At 67.8% G+C, this 16,897-nt stretch carries 12 protein-coding genes; 3 read left to right on the forward strand and 9 right to left on the reverse strand.

Annotation, left to right across the window (positions count from 1 at the left end; translation table 11 throughout):
• Window positions 1–20: 20 nt before the first annotated feature.
• The gene (locus AC04MD_RS12320) at window positions 21–3,005 is read right to left on the reverse strand and encodes a TonB-dependent receptor (protein WP_475497543.1); all 2,985 of its coding nucleotides are present in this window, start codon (window positions 3,003–3,005) and stop codon (window positions 21–23) included.
• Window positions 3,006–3,345: 340 nt separating this feature from the next.
• Window positions 3,346–4,356, reverse strand: coding sequence for a LacI family DNA-binding transcriptional regulator (locus AC04MD_RS12325; RefSeq protein ID WP_475497544.1), 1,011 nt, complete (start codon window positions 4,354–4,356; stop codon window positions 3,346–3,348).
• A 309-nt stretch (window positions 4,357–4,665) separates the two neighbouring features.
• On the opposite strand from AC04MD_RS12325, the gene AC04MD_RS12330 reads away from it, so the two are divergent.
• Both AC04MD_RS12330 and AC04MD_RS12335 read left to right on the forward strand, forming a co-directional pair.
• Window positions 4,666–6,111 (forward strand): glycoside hydrolase family 30 protein, encoded by a 1,446-nt coding sequence (locus AC04MD_RS12330; RefSeq protein ID WP_475497545.1) that lies wholly within the window; start codon window positions 4,666–4,668, stop codon window positions 6,109–6,111.
• Window positions 6,112–6,114: 3 nt separating this feature from the next.
• Complete coding sequence (locus AC04MD_RS12335; protein ID WP_475497546.1) at window positions 6,115–6,933, forward strand: polysaccharide deacetylase family protein; 819 nt, start codon at window positions 6,115–6,117, stop codon at window positions 6,931–6,933.
• 10 nt (window positions 6,934–6,943) lie between these two features.
• Here AC04MD_RS12335 and AC04MD_RS12340 read toward each other — a convergent pair whose 3' ends face one another.
• The 6 genes from AC04MD_RS12340 to AC04MD_RS12365 all read right to left on the reverse strand — a co-directional run bounded on the left by AC04MD_RS12340 (window position 6,944) and on the right by AC04MD_RS12365 (window position 13,986).
• Complete coding sequence (locus AC04MD_RS12340) at window positions 6,944–9,079, reverse strand: TonB-dependent receptor family protein (RefSeq protein ID WP_475497547.1); 2,136 nt, start codon at window positions 9,077–9,079, stop codon at window positions 6,944–6,946.
• Window positions 9,080–9,086: 7 nt separating this feature from the next.
• Window positions 9,087–9,545: an azurin gene (gene azu, locus AC04MD_RS12345; RefSeq protein ID WP_475497548.1), complete on the reverse strand. Its 459-nt coding sequence runs from the start codon at window positions 9,543–9,545 to the stop codon at window positions 9,087–9,089.
• A gap of 82 nt (window positions 9,546–9,627) precedes the next feature.
• Window positions 9,628–11,355, reverse strand: a complete 1,728-nt coding sequence (locus AC04MD_RS12350; RefSeq protein WP_313927710.1) for a PQQ-dependent dehydrogenase, methanol/ethanol family — start codon at window positions 11,353–11,355, stop codon at window positions 9,628–9,630.
• A gap of 66 nt (window positions 11,356–11,421) precedes the next feature.
• A complete protein-coding gene (locus AC04MD_RS12355; protein WP_475497549.1) occupies window positions 11,422–12,054 on the reverse strand; it encodes a QcrA and Rieske domain-containing protein in 633 nt (210 codons plus the stop codon).
• A 17-nt stretch (window positions 12,055–12,071) separates the two neighbouring features.
• Window positions 12,072–13,508 (reverse strand): aldehyde dehydrogenase, encoded by a 1,437-nt coding sequence (gene aldA, locus AC04MD_RS12360; protein WP_475497550.1) that lies wholly within the window; start codon window positions 13,506–13,508, stop codon window positions 12,072–12,074.
• A gap of 70 nt (window positions 13,509–13,578) precedes the next feature.
• Complete coding sequence (locus AC04MD_RS12365) at window positions 13,579–13,986, reverse strand: hypothetical protein (RefSeq protein WP_475497551.1); 408 nt, start codon at window positions 13,984–13,986, stop codon at window positions 13,579–13,581.
• Window positions 13,987–14,031: 45 nt separating this feature from the next.
• On the opposite strand from AC04MD_RS12365, the gene AC04MD_RS12370 reads away from it, so the two are divergent.
• Complete coding sequence (locus tag AC04MD_RS12370; RefSeq protein WP_475497552.1) at window positions 14,032–14,553, forward strand: hypothetical protein; 522 nt, start codon at window positions 14,032–14,034, stop codon at window positions 14,551–14,553.
• Window positions 14,554–14,832: 279 nt separating this feature from the next.
• On the opposite strand, the gene AC04MD_RS12375 is transcribed toward AC04MD_RS12370, so the two are convergent.
• Window positions 14,833–16,821: a sigma-54-dependent Fis family transcriptional regulator gene (locus tag AC04MD_RS12375; RefSeq protein WP_475497553.1), complete on the reverse strand. Its 1,989-nt coding sequence runs from the start codon at window positions 16,819–16,821 to the stop codon at window positions 14,833–14,835.
• Window positions 16,822–16,897: the final 76 nt, after the last annotated feature.

The following is a 16,897-nucleotide window of genomic DNA, read 5'->3' on the forward strand; positions in this document are numbered from 1 at the left end:
CCTGGATCACGCCGCTGCGGTCAGAACTTGTACCGCAGGCCGAACATGTAGCGCGGACCGGTCTGGGTGGCGAACCGCACCATGTTCTCGTGACGGGCGTGGGTACGCTGCGTCTCGTCGGTGAGGTTGATGCCCTCCAGGCTGAGCGTCAGCTGTGGCGTCACCTGGTAGCTGACGTTCATGTCGAGCTGGCCGTAGGCTTCCGTGTAGTTCGGATTGTTGCCCTGCCCGCCGACACCGCTGAAGAACTCGTCGCGCCAGTTGTAGGCCGCACGCACCTGCCAGGGCCCCTTGTCGTAGAACGCCACCAGGTTGGCCGAATCGCTGAGGCCCGCCAGCGGATACTGGTCGCCCAGGTCCGTATTGTCGAACGTCAGGCCAGAATCCACCTTGGTGTAGTTCGCCGCCAGGCCGAAGCCGCTTTCGCCGAACACGTGCTGCACGTTGACCTCGAAGCCATCAAGCGTGTCCGAACGCTGGTTGGCCGGCACCGTGATGTTGAACCCGGCGATTGGATCGCCCGGCTGGCCGGTGATCGTACCTGCCGCAACATTTACGCCCGGATCGTTGGCGTGGTTGGTGAAGATGTAAGTACGGATGCAATCGCCGTCGGTCGGCAGGCACCCCGCCGCCAGCGCATTGTTCCAGTACGTGCCACCCACCGGGGTGTGCAACGCGAAAGGCTCCTCGCGCACCACGGTGTCGCTGATGAAGTTCTCGATGTCCTTGCGGAAATAGCCGACCGAGAAGTAGCTGCCCGACCCGTAGTACCACTCGAACGACAGGTCGAAGTTGTCCGACAGCAGCGGCTCCAGCGACGGATCGCCGCGGCTGCCGTCACCGCCGCTGATGCGCACCACGTTGGCCAGCTGCTGGCCACCGCGGATGGCGCCCCAGCCCGGACGGCCGATGGTCTGGCTGTAGCTGCCGCGCAGCACCATGTTGTCGCTCAGATCCAGCTTCAGGTCCAGGTTCGGCAGCAGGTAGTCGTACTTGCCCTCGCGCCGGCCGAACGATTGTCCGGCCGCATAGTTCACGTACAGCTCGTTGGCGGCCACCCAGCTGATGGTCTCGCCGACGCGCTCCAGCGCGGTGGAGACCACTTCGGTCTCCTCGTACCGGACGCCCAGCGCCAGGTGCAGCGGCATCGACCAGTCGAACATCGTGGTCCACTGCACGTATGCGCTCTTGGACTTTTCCGTCGTGCGGATGTCGTCGGTGAACTGGGTGGGCATCTGGTAGCAGGTCGCGCACCCGGACTCGTTGATCGCCGCCTGGCGCAGGCGCTCGAAGTCGAACACCAGGAAGGCGTCGGTCCAGTTGGGATTGTTGTGGTTGCCGAACGCATCGAAGTACCGCGACATGTGGTCGGTGTACCAGATGCTGTCGTCGTAGTCCGCCGGCGTGCCCACGCCGCCCCAGGTATCGCGCTGCATCACCGCCGAGGCCGAACGGTTCCGCACGTCCATCGCCGACACGCCGAAGTCCAGGCCCGAGTACTCGCCGAACTCGAAGCGGCCCTTGGCCTGCATCTGCTCGACCTCGGACTTGTTGTAGCTGTTCTGGAACACCGAACCCGTGACCAGCGCCTGCGACGCCAGCACTTCGGTCTGGCCCGGCGGCAACACGACGTTGACGATCGGGATCTCGCCCGAGTAGTCGACCGTGGTGGTACCACGCACGTAGGCGGCGACGCCGAGCACGCCGGCCGAACCCAGCGGACTGTCCGGCTTCGATTCGGACTGCGAGTTGTGGTAGTCGAACTCGAGGTTCAGGTTGTCGCTGACCTCCCACTCCACGTTGAAGCCCAGCGAATCGCCCTGCGTCTTCGTGGCCAGCTGCATGCCGCCCATCGACAGGTCGGCGCCGGTCATGTCCTCGGAGTAGATGATCGGCGCGGCGACCGGGCCATCGGTCCACGAGCTGTCGCCCGGGCCGTAGTTGAACCACACCGACAACTCGCTGCGCTGCTGCTGCACCTTGTTCTCAATGTAGTTGTAGTCAAGCGTCGTGGTCACGCGGTCGGTCGGCGCCCACTGCAGGGTCACCTGGCCGTTGGTGCGCTGGCGCTGGACGCCGTTGACGCTGTAGCCCGTGTTCTGCGGACGCGCGTACACGTCGTCCAGGCCTGGACGGTTCTGGATGCGGTTGTAATAGGTCTCGCCCGGCAGCGGCAGGCGCTGCCAGCTGTTCGTGTTGTCGCCGTAGAACGTCAGCCAGCCGTCGGCCACCGAGGCCTGGTTGAAGCCGGAATCGCGCTCCTGGTAGCTGCCGCTCAGGGTGATGCCGAAGCGCCCATCGGCATAGGTCTGGCTGAAGATGCCGGACATCTCGCCGGTGAAATCGTCGCCCTGCAGTGTCGTGGGCAGATTGCGATTGGAACTGTCGTTGACGGCCTTCAGGCCGAAGCTGGCCACCGGATCGGCTTCGAGCGGGCGCGCCGTGCGCACGTCGATGGTCGCACCGATGCCGCCGGTCGGATTGTCCGCGCGGCCGGTCTTGAACACGCGCACTTCGGAGATCGATTCGCTGGCCAGGTTGGCGAAGTCGAACGAACGCGAGGTCGAATTGCCCGCACCGCCGCTGCCCAGGTTCGACGCCGGCATCTGGCGGCCGTTGAGCAGCACCAGGTTGTAGTCCGGACCCATGCCGCGCACGGTGACCTTCGAACCTTCACCGCTCGACGTACGGTCGATCGACACACCGCTGATGCGCTGCAGTGACTCGGCGAGGTTGGTATCGGGGAATTTGCCGATGTCCTCGGCCACGATGCCGTCGACGACGCCCTGCGCGTCGCGCTTGAGGTTCATCGACGACTCGAGACTGGCGCGTATGCCCTTGACGACGACGGTGTCGAGCTCGGTGGGATCCACCTGGTCGGCTGCGGCCGTCGCGGGGGCGCTGCCTTGCGGCTCTGCCTGCTGCGCCCAGGCGGGTCCGGCCAGTGCGAGCAACAGGGCGGATGTCAGCACCCGCTTCTTTGGAACGGATCGAACTTGCTTCATGGACTTTCCCCTCTCCGGAAATTCACGAATGGCGTTGGCGTACGTGCTCAAGGTCCCCATGGCCTCTCGCATTGGGCCGCATTGGACGCGTGATTGACAGCGTTGTCAACTTTTCCTGATTTTCACTACATGAATTGAAAAACGGCTTTTTTTAAGCGCTTTCTCGCATGTTGCGACGCAGCTGAAACCGTTTTCTTCATTCTTGCCGAGACACCACACCGCAAGAAATTTTCTGCGCGACCAGACCTAAGGTTTTCTATTGGTATGGAAGCTGCCGGGGGCGCGAGGCATGCGCGAACAGGCGCATCGCGCGCCGTTGGACCTCATCGTCGGCCGGCAATCAGCGCCGGGGCGGCGGCTGGGTGGACTCGCGGAACAGCACTTCGTGCTCGACCTGCACCATGCCGCCTGCCTCCGCTGCGCGGATGCGCGACAGCAGCTGCAACGTCGCGAGCTTGCCCATCTCCGACGTCGGCTGGCGCACGGTGGTGAGCGCGGGATAGATGTGGCGCGCGATCGGCGTGTCGTCGAACCCGCAGACCGAGATGTCGCGCGGCACCGCGAGCCCGCGCTCGCACGCGGCCCGGATCACGCCCGCCGCCATGTCGTCGTTGGCCGCGAAGATCGCGGTCGGCGGCTGCTTGAGATCGAGCAGCGCGTTGCCGGCCTCGATGCCGGATTCGAACGAGAACGCGCCCTGCACCACCAGGCCGGCGTCGTACTCCAGCCCCGCTTTCTTCAGCGCGTCCCGGTAACCCTTGTAGCGCCACTGGCAGGCGCCGTGCGCGGGCGGACCCTTGATGTGCGCGATACGGCGATGGCCCTGCGCCACCAGCCCGGCCATCAGCTCCAGCACAGCCGCGGTCTCGTCCATCATCACGCCGATGCGGCCTTCCGGATGCTTGGGCGCGATCGAGGCGTACGGCACCTCGTGCTGCTCGAGGAATTCGAGGACCGCCGGATCGTCGGTCAGCGGCGGGATCAGCACCACGCCATCCGGCGCGAAGTGCTCGAACACGACCTTGAGGTCTTCGGCCTTGCGCTGCTTGGCCGAACCGACCGGCGCCAGCACCAGGTTGTAGTGGTGGTCGCGGCAGGCATCCAGCATGCCGCTCTGGATTTCCATCAGGTAGTTGCGCGACGGGTTGTTGTAGACCAGCGCGATCACGTACGAACGCTGCCCCGCCAGGCTGCGCGCCGACAGGTTGGGCCGGTACTGCAGCTTCTCGACGGCCGCCATCACGCGCTGGCGCATCTCGTCGCGCACGTTGGGCTCGTTGTTGAGCACGCGCGACACGGTCTTCATCGAAACGCCGGCAGCGGCGGCCACATCCTCGATCCGACTACGCATAAGACGGTTCCCGCTCCACTTCGTCCATCCCTTCCGGCAACGAGGCCGGATTCTGACAGCGCCGCGCGCAACTGGGTATCGTGTCCGTCCTGACGAGGGATCGGCGACGCACCTGTCATGCTGCACGGCAACACATCCTGCTTCGCACCACACGCAAATCCCGGTCGTGCAACACATCGACGCGGACGCCCCGCGCATCCGGTTGACAGCATGGTGTAGCAACTGTATGACAGCGCTGTCAACTACCGCGTCTGGACGCCGCCCGCGCGCATCGCGGGATGCCATGCCGCGCCCACGAGGATCCTGCCGATGCGCCATACCCCCCTGTTCGCCGCCGCCGTGCTGGCCATGTCGATGAGTGCCGCGCCTTCCGCAGCGGCCGCCGACAACACCCCCGTCACGGTCACCATCTACACCACGGCGCAGGACAGCGCGCAGCGGCTGGCGCGCACCGGCACCGCCACGCTGAAGCCGGGCCACACGCTGACCGAAGTGGAGAACTCGATCTTCGTCGACCCGTCGAAGCAGCACCAGGCGCTGCTCGGCATCGGCGGGGCGATCACCGATTCCACCGCCGAGGTCTACGCCACGCTGTCGCCGGAGAAGCGCGCCGAGTTCATGCGCGCCTACTACGACAGGCAGGACGGCATCGGCTATTCGATCGCGCGCACCACCATCCACAGCTCCGACTTCAGCTCCGCCAGCTATACCTACATCGAGGAAGGCGACAAGGAACTCGCCACGTTCTCCATCGAGCACGACCGCACGGCGCGCATCCCGATGATCAAGCAGGCCATCGCCGCCGCCGGCGGCGCGCTGCCGCTGTACGCCAGCCCGTGGAGCGCGCCGGCCTTCATGAAGACCAACCAGCACATGCTGAAGGGCGGCGCGCTGCTGCCCGAGTACCGCGACGCGTGGGCGAACTACTACGTGAAGTTCATCCAGGCCTACGAGAAGGAAGGCATCCCGATCTGGGGCATCACCGTGCAGAACGAGCCGATGGCCACGCAGACCTGGGAATCGATGCTGTACACGGCCGAAGAGGAGCGCGACTTCCTCAAGCTGCATCTCGGCCCGACCATGCATGCGGCCGGCTACGCCGACAAGAAGATCATCGTGTGGGACCACAACCGCGACATGATGCTGTATCGCGCGCAGGTGATCCTGGGCGATCCGGAAGCGGCGAAGTACGCGTGGGGCCTGGGCTTCCACTGGTACGAGACCTGGGCTGGCTTCGACCCGATGTTCCGCAACGTGGCCGCCGTGACCGAAGCCTTCCCCGACAAGCCGGTGCTGCTGACCGAGGCGGCGGTGGAGAAGTTCGACCCGGCGCGCTACCAGCACTGGCCGAACGCCGAGCGCTACGGCACCTCGATGATCAACGACTTCAACAACGGCGCCGTGGGCTGGACCGACTGGAACATGCTGCTCGACCAGACCGGCGGCCCCAACCACGTGGGCAACTTCTGCTTCGCGCCGCTGCACGCCGACACGCGCACGGGTGAGCTGATCTACACGCCCAGCTACTACTACATCGGCCACTTCTCCAAGTTCATCCGCCCCGAGGCGCGCCGCGTCAGCACCGCGAGCAGCCGCAGCACGCTGCTGGCCACCGCCTTCGTCAATCCCGACGGCCGCCTGGCGACGGTGGTGATGAACCCGACCGACAAGGAGATCGCCTACAACTTCTATGTCGGCCAGGCCTCGGCGGTGGTGACGATCCCCGCACGCGCCATCCAGACGCTGGTGCAGTAAGGCATGCGCGGCGCCCGGCGCTTCGCCCTGCTGGTGCTGGCGACCGTCGCCGGCACGGTGCAGGCGACCGAACCGTTCCCGTGGCCCGGCGGCCGCAAAGCCGCCGTCAGCCTCGCCTACGACGACGCCGCGCCGTCGCAGCTCGACAATGCGATTCCCGCGCTCGACCGCCACGGCCTGAAGGGCAGCTTCTACCTGACGCTGGCCGCCGACACGCTGCGCACGCGCCAGCGGGAGTGGGTCGCCGCCGCACGCAACGGCCACGAACTCGGCAACCACAGCCTGTTCCACCAGTGCTCGGCCTCGCTGCCGGATCGCGCCTGGGTGGAACCGCAGCGCAACCTCGACACCACCACGGTCGGGCAGATGACCGACCAGGTGCGGCTGGCGAACGTAATGCTGATGGCGCTGGACGGCCGCACCGCGCGCACGATGACCGTGCCCTGCGGCGATACGCAGGCGAGCGACGGCAACTATGTCGACGTTGTCGCCTCGGAGTTCGTCGCCATCAAGCGCGGTGGCGGTGGCGTGGTCGCCGACATGGCCACGCTCGATCCCGCCGCCGTCCCGGTCGACGTGCCGGTGGACGTCACCGGCGAACAGCTGATCGCGCGCGTGGAAGAGGCCGCCCGCCGCGGCACGATGGCCAGCTTCACCTTCCACGGCATCGGCTGCGACCACCTGGCGGTATCCAGCGAGGCGCACGAGCAGTTGCTGCGCCATCTCGCCGCGCACCCGGACGTCTACTGGGTGGCGCCCTTCATCGACATCATGCAGTACGTCGCCAAGCGACGCGCGTCAGGGCCGTCTCCGTCGCCCTGAAGCGCGCGCCTCAGCCGTCAGCCCACAGCCAGCGCAGGCCGAGGGTGAACGTGCGGTCCGCGCCGGGTTCGTAGAAGCGCCCGTTGCCTTCGTTGACGATGACCGAGCCGATGTGGAATCGGTCCAGCGCGTTGTCGATGCGCGCGAAGCCCTGCAGACGTCCGCTGCCCGCCGACCAGTCGCGCACGACTTCGAGGTTGAGCAGAACGTAGCCGGGCGCGCGTTCGCTGCCGGTGTCGTTCACCGTGACATCGCCGACGCCGAGCAGCTGCGCCGCCGCGTTCCAGTGCGCACCCTGCCAGCGCAGCCGCAGCGACGCCTGCTGCCGTGCGACGCCGGGAATGCGCGTGCCGGCCGCCACCTGCACGACCGGCGAGGTGCAACCCGTCGCCGTGCAGATCGGGAAGCTGTCGCGGAACGTCGCATCCAGCCAGGTGTAGGCGGCCTGCAGGTGCCAGGCCTCCGAGAGCGGCAGGTCGGCCTGCATCTCCACGCCCTGCCGGCGGGCGGCGCCGACATTGCGGAAGCTGCTGCGGCCGCCGACATTGCGCGCGACCGCCAGTTCGTCGTCGGTATCGGCGCGGAACAGCGCGGCTTCGACGCGCGCGCCGTGCTCGCCGCGCCATTTCATGCCCAGCTCGGCATTGCGCGTGGTCGCCGGTCGCAGGTCGAAGGCCAGTCCGGCGCCACCGTCGGCGCGGTAGCCGACTTCGTTGAAGGTCGGCGTCTCGAAGCCGCGTCCGACCGAGGCATACACACGCCACGCCTCCGCCGGCGCGAACACCACGCCGGCCACCGGCGTCGTGCGCTCGTAGACCACGCAGCCGCTGTCGTCGGGATTGCCGGTCGCGATGTAGTCGTCGTCCGAACGGAAACCGACCCGGCTGTGGCGCGCACCCACCAGCAGCGACCAGCGCGGCGCCACGCGCCACCACGCCTGCGCGTACTGGTCCACGTTCCACACCTGGTTGCGCTCGTCGCGGCGCAGCGCGCCGCGCACGCCCAGCGTCGTGCCGACGAAGTTCTCGTAGCCGCGGCGATGCTGGCGCTGGCGGTCCGCATTGGTGCCCGCACTCAGCTCGAACGGCCGCCCGGCGAGATCGCCGGTCCACGACCAGCGCAGGTCGGCGCCGCCGTAGTCGTTGTCGAGATCGATCACGCCACCGGAGTTGAGCCGGTTGGCTTGCGCCGCGATCGGCAGCGCCAGGTACTGCTCCACCTCACGGCGCCCGCCGTAGGCCATCGCGCGCAGGCGATGCCCGTCGGCGAACGGCCACTCGTAGACCGCGCCCAGTTGGTCCTGGCGGACCGACTTGCGCGTGTCGTACTGGGTCGCGACCGGCGATGCCTGGCTCGGATCGTCCCAGGCCTGCGCGCGCGTCAGGCCCAGCGGATCCTTCGCATCGGGGGCATTGAAATGGTTGAGCAGCAGGTCCAGCGTGCCGGTACCCGGGCGGAACCGCAGCTTGGCGTTCAGCGATTCCCGCCGCGCCGCGCTGTGGTCGCGGTAGCCCTGCGTATCCAGCACGGACGCCGCCACGCTGTAGCCCACCACATCACCGGCACCACGCAGGCGCGCGCCGATCACGCTGCTGTCGTGGCTGGCCACGCTGGCCTGCACGCGCGCTTCGTGTCCCTCGTCGGGGATGTCGCTCCACACCTGGATCACGCCGCCGGAGGAGTTGCCATGCAGCGCCGAGAACGGACCGCGCAGCACTTCGACCCGGTCCGCCGCGAGCATGGTGACGTGCGAGACCTGGCCCTGCCCGTCCGGCATCGTCGCCGGCACGCCATCGGCGTACAGCCGCAGCCCGCGCACACCGAAGGTGGAACGCGCGCCGAAGCCGCGGATCGACAGCTGCGTGTCCTGCGCGAGGTTCTGCCGTTCGCGCGCCAGCACGCCGGGAATTCCGTCCAGCACTTCCGACAAGGCCGCCTGCGGACGCGCGCCGCCCTCGCCGAGTGCGACCACGCTGGTCGATGCCGGCGCATCGAAGCCGTCCACCGTCTCCAGTCGCGTCGCGGTGACGACCACGCGATCCAGCGTTTCCATCGGCGCCGCCGGTTCGCCCGCGGGCGCGGCCAACGCGGCCGGCGCCAACAGCGCCGCGCCCAGCAACGGCGAGACCCGCGACCTCATGCGCATGCCTGGATCATCCGAACACCAGCTTGCCTTTCATCATCATCCAGTGGCCCGGCACCGAGCAGAAGAACGTGTAGTCGCCGCCCTTGCGCAGCGGCGACGTGGAGAAGGTGAAGGTGGTCGACTGTCCGCCGCCCACCACCTTGCTGGCGGCCAGCACGCGCGCATCGCCCTTCGGCACGTGGTCGCTGCTGGCGGGAAGCTTGCCGGCCGCAGTGGCGAGCGCTTCGAGATTGGCGGTGGTCGTCAGCACCCAGTTGTGGCCCATCACCTCGGCGGGAAGGGCGCCAGTATGCCGCAGCGTCAGTTTCACTTGCGTGCAGTCGGCGGCGATGCGGATCTCCTGCTTGTCGAACTGCATCGCATCGTTGCTGCCGATGGCGACGTTGCAGGTCCTGGCCGCCGCGTGCAGCGGCAGCAGGGCGAGCACGGCGACGACGAGACAGGGAAATAGGGATTTCGGTGACATTCGGGAATTCCTGGATCGTGGTGAGCGCGCTGCGCGACCCCGTCGTCGGGGCCGCGCAGGCGATGGAGAGCGGATGCACGGATCAGTCGCCCAGGGCGAACACCCACACCGAGCCGCCTTCCGGCACCGCTTTCTCCCATCCCGCCAGGCCGTGCATCTTGCCCTGGATCCATTGCGCGTCCACACCCCAGCCGGACACCACGGCGATGTACTGCTTGCCGTCGACGGTGAAGGTGCTGGGCGGCGCGATGATGCCGGACGGCGTGGGGAACTCCCACAGCAGCTTGCCCGTCTTGGCGTCGTACGCGCGGAACATGCGATCGTTGGTGCCCCCGGCGAACAGCACGCCGCCGGCGGTGGTCATGATCGAACCCCAGTTCCACGAGTGCGGGTACTTCTCGCGCCACACCTCCTTGCCGCCGTCCACGCTCCACGCCTGGATGCCGCCGATGTGGTCGAAGTCCTTCTTCACCGACAGGTCGAGGCGGTTGATGTCCACGCCCGCCGACCACTGTCCCGGGATGCGCGGCTGGATCATGCCGGTCAGGGTGAGGCAGTGGTTGTCGTTGTACGGGATGTACAGCATGCCGGTCTTCGGGTTGTACGCCTCGTACGGCCAGTCCTTGCCGCCCCACAGGCTGGGGCAGTAGGTGCGCGTCTTGCCGGTGGCCGGCTTGGCCTCTTCGTTGTAGGTCGGACGGCCGGTCTTCGGATCGATGCTGGTGAACACCGTGTTGTGCACGTACGGCTCGGACTTGTTGTAGGTGATCTGGCCCTTGTCGTCGCGGTCCAGCCAGTACAGGCGGCCGTTGCGCTGCGCGCTGATCAGGCCCGACACCTTCTTGCCGTTGCGGTTGAACTCCACCAGCGTCGGCGCGTTCATGCCGGCCCAGTCCCACGAATCATTCCAGTGGTACTGGAAGTGGCTGACGATGTCGCCGCTCTCCGGATCCAGCGCGAGCACCGAGGCCAGGTACAGGTTGTCGCCCGGGCGCTGGTCGCCCAGCCACGGCGCGCCGTTGCCGACGCCCCAGTAGATGACGTTGTTGGTCGCGTCGTAGTTGCCCGGCATCCACATGGTGCCGCCACCGTTCTTCCACGCGTCCTTCCACTCGCCGTCCTGCGGCCACGTCTCGAAGCCCTTCTCGCCCGGCCCCGGCACGCTGTAGCGCGTCCAGGCCAGCTTGCCGGTTTCGGCATCGAAGGCCTTGAGGAAGCCGCGCACGCCGAACTCGCCGCCGGACGGCCCGATCAGTACCTTGCCCTTGACCACCAGCGGCGCGGACGTGATGTAGGCGCTGTCCTGTTCCCAGTCGCAGACCTGCGCTTCCCACACCAGCGTGCCGGTCTTGGCGTCCAGCGCGCTGAGCATGCAGTCGATGCTGCCGACGTACACCTTGTCGCCGTACAGCGACACGCCGCGGTTGGTGCGGTGGAGCGCGCCCAAGCCTTCCGGCACTTCGCGCACGAACTTCCAGCGGACCTTGCCGGTGCGGGTGTCGTAGGCGATCACCTGGTTGTGCGGCGTGGCCACGAACATGTACTCGCCGTTGACGATGGCGGGCGCTTCATGGCCCGAATTCACGCCGGTGGCCGCGGACCACACCGGCCGCAGCTTGGCGACGTTGGCGGTGGTGACCTGGTCCAGTTCGCTGTAGCTCCAGCCGGCGTAGTTGCCTTTGGTCAGCAGCCAGTTCGCCGGCTCCTGCTTGGCCAGGCGCGCGTCGGTGACGGGTTGGTAATCGGCCGCGGCGAGCGGGGCCGAAGCGAGGGACGCGACGAGCGCGGCCGTGATCAGTTTCAGGTGCATGGGTCTCCTCCCGGGTGAAGCGTTGGTGTGTGGTGCAAGGAAAGTGGACGTGGACGTGCGTGCGGGTCAGGTGGTCGGCGGACCGAGCGGTCCGTCGAACTTGCCGCTGACCACCAGCGCGCCGTCCTTGATCGTCACCGGCAGCATCGCCAGCCGGCGCGTGGCCGGCCCGGTGGTGACGGCGCCGCGGTTGGCCGCGTCGAACACCGAGCCATGGCAGTTGCAGACGATCTGCGTCTGGCTCGGGTGCAGCGTGGTGATGGGACAGCCGTAGTGCGTGCACAGCGACGAGAACGCGACGATGCCGTCGGCGGCGTTGCGGGCGCTGGTCGGCTTCAGGTCGGCCGGCTTCAGCCGCACCACCGTCAGCAGGTTGGCTTTCGAGATCAGCACCTTGCCGGTCGCCGGATCCATCGGGTACGCGAGCACCGGCGGCTTGCCGACTTCGATGTCGGCGGGCTTCACTTCCTTGCCCGCCTTCGGCCCGATCATGAAGGCCAGCTTGTCGCCCGGCTCGGGCTTGGGGCTGCGCGTGGTGGCCGGGGCGGCCGCCTGCGCCTGCGCGCCGCCGCTGACCGCGGCCAACGGCGCCAGTGCGGCCAGCGCGAGTGCGCCGGTCAGCATGCTGCGTCGCCCGCTGTCGTCGGGATGTCCGGCGCATGCGCATGCGCAACCGCCCTGTTCTTTCGCTTCGCTCATCGTGGCTGGTCTCTTCTTCAGGGCGTCTGCAGGTAGACCACGTGGGTCTCGGTGAACTCGAGCAGGCCGTGCTTGCCGTCGGCGCCGCCGATGCCGGACTTGCGCCGGCCCGCGTGGAAGCCCTGCATGGCTTCGAAGTGCTCGCGGTTGATGTAGGTCTCGCCGAAGCGCAACTCGCGCGCGGCCTTCATCGCGCCATTGATGTCGCGGGTGAAGATCGATGACGTCAGCCCGTACTCGGAGTCGTTGGCCAGCGCGATGGCCTCGTCGAGGCTGTCGACCACCTGGATCGGCAGCACCGGGCCGAACGTCTCCTCGCGCATGATCGCCATGTCGGCGCGCGCATCGACGATCAGCGTCGGTTCGTAATGGAAGCCCTTGCCCAGGTCGGCCGGCTTGCCGCCGGTGACGATGGTGGCGCCATCGCGCTTGGCCTGCTCCACCGCCGCCGACACCTTGTCCAGGCCGGCCTGGTTCACCAGCGGACCCATCTGCAGGTCGTCGCGTTCTGACGGATCGCCGTACTTCGTATCGCGGAACAGCTTCACCAGCCGCTCGACCAGCGCCTCGTGCGCGCCGCGCTCGACATAGACGCGCTCGGCGCAGTTGCAGACCTGCCCGGTGTTGATGACGCGCGAGTCGTAGATCGCCTTCGCCGCCAGGTCGAGGTCGGCATCGGCCAGCACGATCGCCGGGGCCTTGCCGCCGAGTTCCAGGTTCACCCGGGTCAGGTTGCGGCCGGCCGTCTGCATGATGCGGCTGCCGGTGGCGACGCTGCCGGTGAAGGTGATCAGGTCGACCTGCGGATGCTCGACCAGCGCCTGCCCGGTGCTGCGGCCGAGGCCGCCGACCAGGTTGAACACACCCTTCGGCAGGTCGGTCTCGGCGACGAGTTTCGCGAACTCGTATGCATTGATCGGCGTTTCCTCGCTGGGCTTGATCACGATGGTGTTGCCGGTGATCAGCGCGGGCGCCAGCTTGCGGGCGATCAGGAAGAACGGGAAGTTCCACGGCAGGATGCCGGCGACCACACCGATCGGCTTGCGGAACAGGAAGATGTTCTCGTTGGCGCGGTCGCTGGTGAGGATCTCGCCCTCCAGGCGACGCGCCCACTCGGCCATGTAGTCGATGTAGTCGGCGGTGAAGTCGACCTCGACCTGCGCCAGCTGCTGGATCTTGCCCTGCTCGCGGACGATCACGCCGGCGAGGTCCTTGCGGTGCTCGCGCAGCTTGGCGGAGATCTTGCGCAGGTAGCCAGCGCGTTCGATCGGCGCCAGCTTCTCCCACGCCGGCTGCGCGCGCCGTGCGGCGGACACGGCGGCGTCGACGGTCGCGGCATCGCTGTCCGGAATGCGCGCGAGCAGCGCACCGTCGGCGGGATTGGTGACGTCGACGGTGGCGCCGCCGCCGGCGACGAACGCGCCATCGATGTAGTTCTGGTAAGTCTGTGTCATGGGGTTTCCTTTGCTTGCGTTGTCCTTGCGGGCGCGCCGTCCATGGGGAACGGCGCGCCACCGGCGGCGATCACCACACGTAGGCGTACTTCAGGTTGAAGCTGTCGTTGACGCTGTGGTTCTTGCCGTCGAGCGAGGTCGAGTAGCGCAACGTGATCGACTGGTTGTCGAACGTGTGCACCATCAGGCCGGCGCCGCCATCGATCGCCCAGCCGGTCGGCAGGCCGTCGTTGGCTTCGGTGTGTTCGGCGTCGAGCGCCAGGAACGGCTCCAGCCGCTGCGACGCGCGGTAGGCGAAGCGGTTGTTGGTGTGCAGCGACAGGCCGGGCTGGATGCCGTTGTCGCGACGGCTCTGCCAGACGAAGCCGGCGTCGCCGGTCCAGCCGAACTTGTCGCCCATGCGCCAGTCCCAGAAGAAGCTCGACAGGTTCTTCCAGTTGGTGTCGCTGACGCGCTCGGTGCCGGTGGGGATCTGCACGAACGACTGGAAGCCGAGCGTGGCTTCTCGCTGGGCTTGTACCAGATGGCGAAGCCGGTCAGCGGATCGCCGATGCCGCTGATGTGGCGGTCGCCTTCCGGGGCGCGCCGGTTGCGGATGGCGACCTCGGGCACGATCACTTCCCAGGCCACGCCGATCTTCTTGTTCGATTCCGGCGTCCAGAAGCGCACGTACTTGGACAGGCCGGTCAGCGCCTTGCTGCCCGAGCCGTCGACGCGGTTGCCGTCGGCGTCGAACGCGCGCGCGTTGTCCTGGTACGTGGCGTACTGCACGAACACGTTGAACGGCTCGAAGCCGACCGGCAGTTCGTACTCGCGCGGACCGATCACGTCGAACGTGGTCTGCGCGCTGGCCGTGCCCGCGATCGCCAGCAGCGGCAGCAGCGCGAGCGGCAACCGGCGCGGCAGCGACGGCATCGTCTCTCTCTTCATGGTGGTGCTTCCCTCCCGAGTGAATGGACCGGCCGGTCCGCGGCTCTGCGCCTGCGGTGCGGCGGTGGTTCCGGGACGCCGGTGCGCACGCGCGCCAGGTCCACGCAGGAGGTAGCGCAAGCCGCGTGCCACGTTGCAGTGCAACGGAGCGATGCGCGCGCATGCGTGTGGAATCAATGACTTGATGCCGATGGCATCGGCTTGCGCTACGGATTTCGTGCGGCAGTGCAATGCAGCTGCGACACGTGCATGCGACCAGCTGTCGCAGCCGCCTGCGACAGGTGTCGCACCCACTGACGCGGCGATGCGATGGCGACGCAAACGAAGACGGCCCGTCGCAAGGACGGGCCGTCGGGTCGCACGGTCACGCCGTGCGCACTGCAGGAGAACGGTGCTACTCGGTCTGCGTCGGCGACACGATGTCCAGCCGCTTCATCCGCCGGTAGACCGTGGCGCGGCACGTACCCAGGTCGCGCGCGGCCTCGCTGATGTTCCAGCGGTTGCGGCGCAGCACCTCCAGCAACATGCCGCGCTCGTCGTCGCCGGCCGCTGCCTCGCGCGGGAACGGGATCACCGTCGCCGTCGCCTGCGAGGACGACGTGTCGTCCTCGAAGACCTCTTGCGGCAGGTGGTCGAGGCCGATGGTGGCGCCGTCGGCGATCGACAGCGCGTAGCACAGCGCATTGCGCAGCTCGCGGATGTTGCCCGGCCAGTCGTGGCGCAACAGCGCGGTCACTGCCTGTGGCTCGATCTCGGCGCGCACGCCCATCGCCTGCGCTTCCATCTCCAGGATGCGCTGGATCAGGAAAGCCTTGTCGCCGCGTTCGCGCAGCGCCGGCAACGCCAGCGTGGCGCCGCACAGCCGGTAGTACAGGTCCTCGCGGAACGTACCGGCGACGATCTGCCGGCGCAGGTCGCGGTGCGAGGCCGCGACCACGTTGAGGTCGACCCGCACCGGTTCGTCCGCGCCCAGCGGCAGCACTTCGCGTTCGGCGAGTACGCGCAACAGCCGCGTCTGCAGCGGCAGCGGCATGTCGCCGATCTCGTCGAGGAACAGCGTGCCGCCGTCGGAGCGCTGGATCAGCCCCTTCATGCCCTTGCTGCGCGCGCCGGTGAACGTGCCCGGCGCATAGCCGAACAGCTCGCTCTCGATCAGCGATTCCGGGATGGCCGCGCAATTGACCGCCACGAACGGACGCTCCGCGCGGCGGCTGGCGTCGTGCAGCGCGCGCGCCAGCACTTCCTTGCCGGTGCCGGTCTCGCCCTGCAGGAAGATGCTGACCGGCTTGTCGACCAGGCGCGCCGCGCGTTCCAGCAACTGGTCCATGCGCGGATCGCCGCCGGACAGCCGCGACAGCACGCTGTCCTGCACGGCATTGCGCGGCGCATCGCCGGTCTCCTGCACGTGCAGGCGCGGCGCGGTCTTGGGCGCGATCATCGAGGCGTGGTAGCCCTGCCCGTCCCAGGTGGTCACCACGCCGCGCGAATCGTGCGAGGTGCCCTTGGTCAGCCGCCAGATGTCGTCGATGCGCGTGCCGAACACGCCGGTCAGGTGGTTGCCCACCAGCTGCGCGCGCGCGGCGTCGCGCGTGTGCAGCGATTCCAGCAGGCGCAGCTGCTGGCGTGCGCCGCTGTTGGCGCCGACGATGCGGCCGTCGCGGTCCACCGCCAGCATCAGCTCGCCGCAGACATCGACCAGCGGACCGACCGTGCCCAGGCGCAGGATCCAGTGCGCACGGAACTGGCGGATGAAGTTGGCATCCTCGATCATCCGCGCGTGCAGCACGGTCAGGTGACGCGCCAGGTGCAGGCTCTCGCGCCGGTCCGGCGACGACAGCGCGGACACGTCCAGCGCGCCCATGAAGGCACCGTCCGGATCGTACAGCGGCGTGCTGGTGCAGCTGAGGCCGATGTGGCCGATGTAGAAATGGTCCTCGCGGTCGCAGATCACCGTCGACTGCTCGGCGATGCAGGTGCCGATGCCGTTGGTACCGGCATGGACCTCGTTCCAGTTGGCGCCCAGCGCCAGGCCGGCGCGGCGCAGCGGCGCATCCCAGGTGTCGTTGCCGATGAAGTCCAGGGTGACCCCTTCCGCATCGGTCAGCAGCAGCACGTAACCGAGGTCGGAGACGTGCTTGTACAGCTGCTCCATGCCGGCGCGCGCGACGTGCAGGTGTTCTTCCACCTGCTGCCGGCATTCGCGCAGGCGCGAGTTGGTTTCGATGCGCACGTCCGGGCGCATCGCCGGATCGAGGGCGTGCTCGGTGGCGCAGCGGCGCCACGAGCGGTGGATCAGATCGGTATTGGCGTTGCTTCCGATGCTCGGCGATCCCGAATGGATCACCCGCAACACCGTCTCGACGTGTTGTTGGACAGTTGCCATGCCACCCCTCCCAAGGCCGGCCGAAGACGTTCCCGCTTGCGTGCCGTTCGTGTGTATGGACTGCGGATGCTCCCGG

It is taken from the genome of Pseudoxanthomonas sp. LjRoot206 (assembly GCF_056175725.1).

Coding starts and splice junctions, on each gene's coding strand:
- AC04MD_RS12320 (WP_475497543.1), bottom strand. CDS start 3,005: ATGAAGCAAGTTCGATCCGTTCCAAAGAAGCGGGTGCTGACATCCGCC.
- AC04MD_RS12325 (WP_475497544.1), bottom strand. CDS start 4,356: ATGCGTAGTCGGATCGAGGATGTGGCCGCCGCTGCCGGCGTTTCGATG.
- AC04MD_RS12330 (WP_475497545.1), top strand. CDS start 4,666: ATGCGCCATACCCCCCTGTTCGCCGCCGCCGTGCTGGCCATGTCGATG.
- AC04MD_RS12335 (WP_475497546.1), top strand. CDS start 6,115: ATGCGCGGCGCCCGGCGCTTCGCCCTGCTGGTGCTGGCGACCGTCGCC.
- AC04MD_RS12340 (WP_475497547.1), bottom strand. CDS start 9,079: ATGCGCATGAGGTCGCGGGTCTCGCCGTTGCTGGGCGCGGCGCTGTTG.
- azu (WP_475497548.1), bottom strand. CDS start 9,545: ATGTCACCGAAATCCCTATTTCCCTGTCTCGTCGTCGCCGTGCTCGCC.
- AC04MD_RS12350 (WP_313927710.1), bottom strand. CDS start 11,355: ATGCACCTGAAACTGATCACGGCCGCGCTCGTCGCGTCCCTCGCTTCG.
- AC04MD_RS12355 (WP_475497549.1), bottom strand. CDS start 12,054: ATGAGCGAAGCGAAAGAACAGGGCGGTTGCGCATGCGCATGCGCCGGA.
- aldA (WP_475497550.1), bottom strand. CDS start 13,508: ATGACACAGACTTACCAGAACTACATCGATGGCGCGTTCGTCGCCGGC.
- AC04MD_RS12370 (WP_475497552.1), top strand. CDS start 14,032: ATGGCGAAGCCGGTCAGCGGATCGCCGATGCCGCTGATGTGGCGGTCG.
- AC04MD_RS12375 (WP_475497553.1), bottom strand. CDS start 16,821: ATGGCAACTGTCCAACAACACGTCGAGACGGTGTTGCGGGTGATCCAT.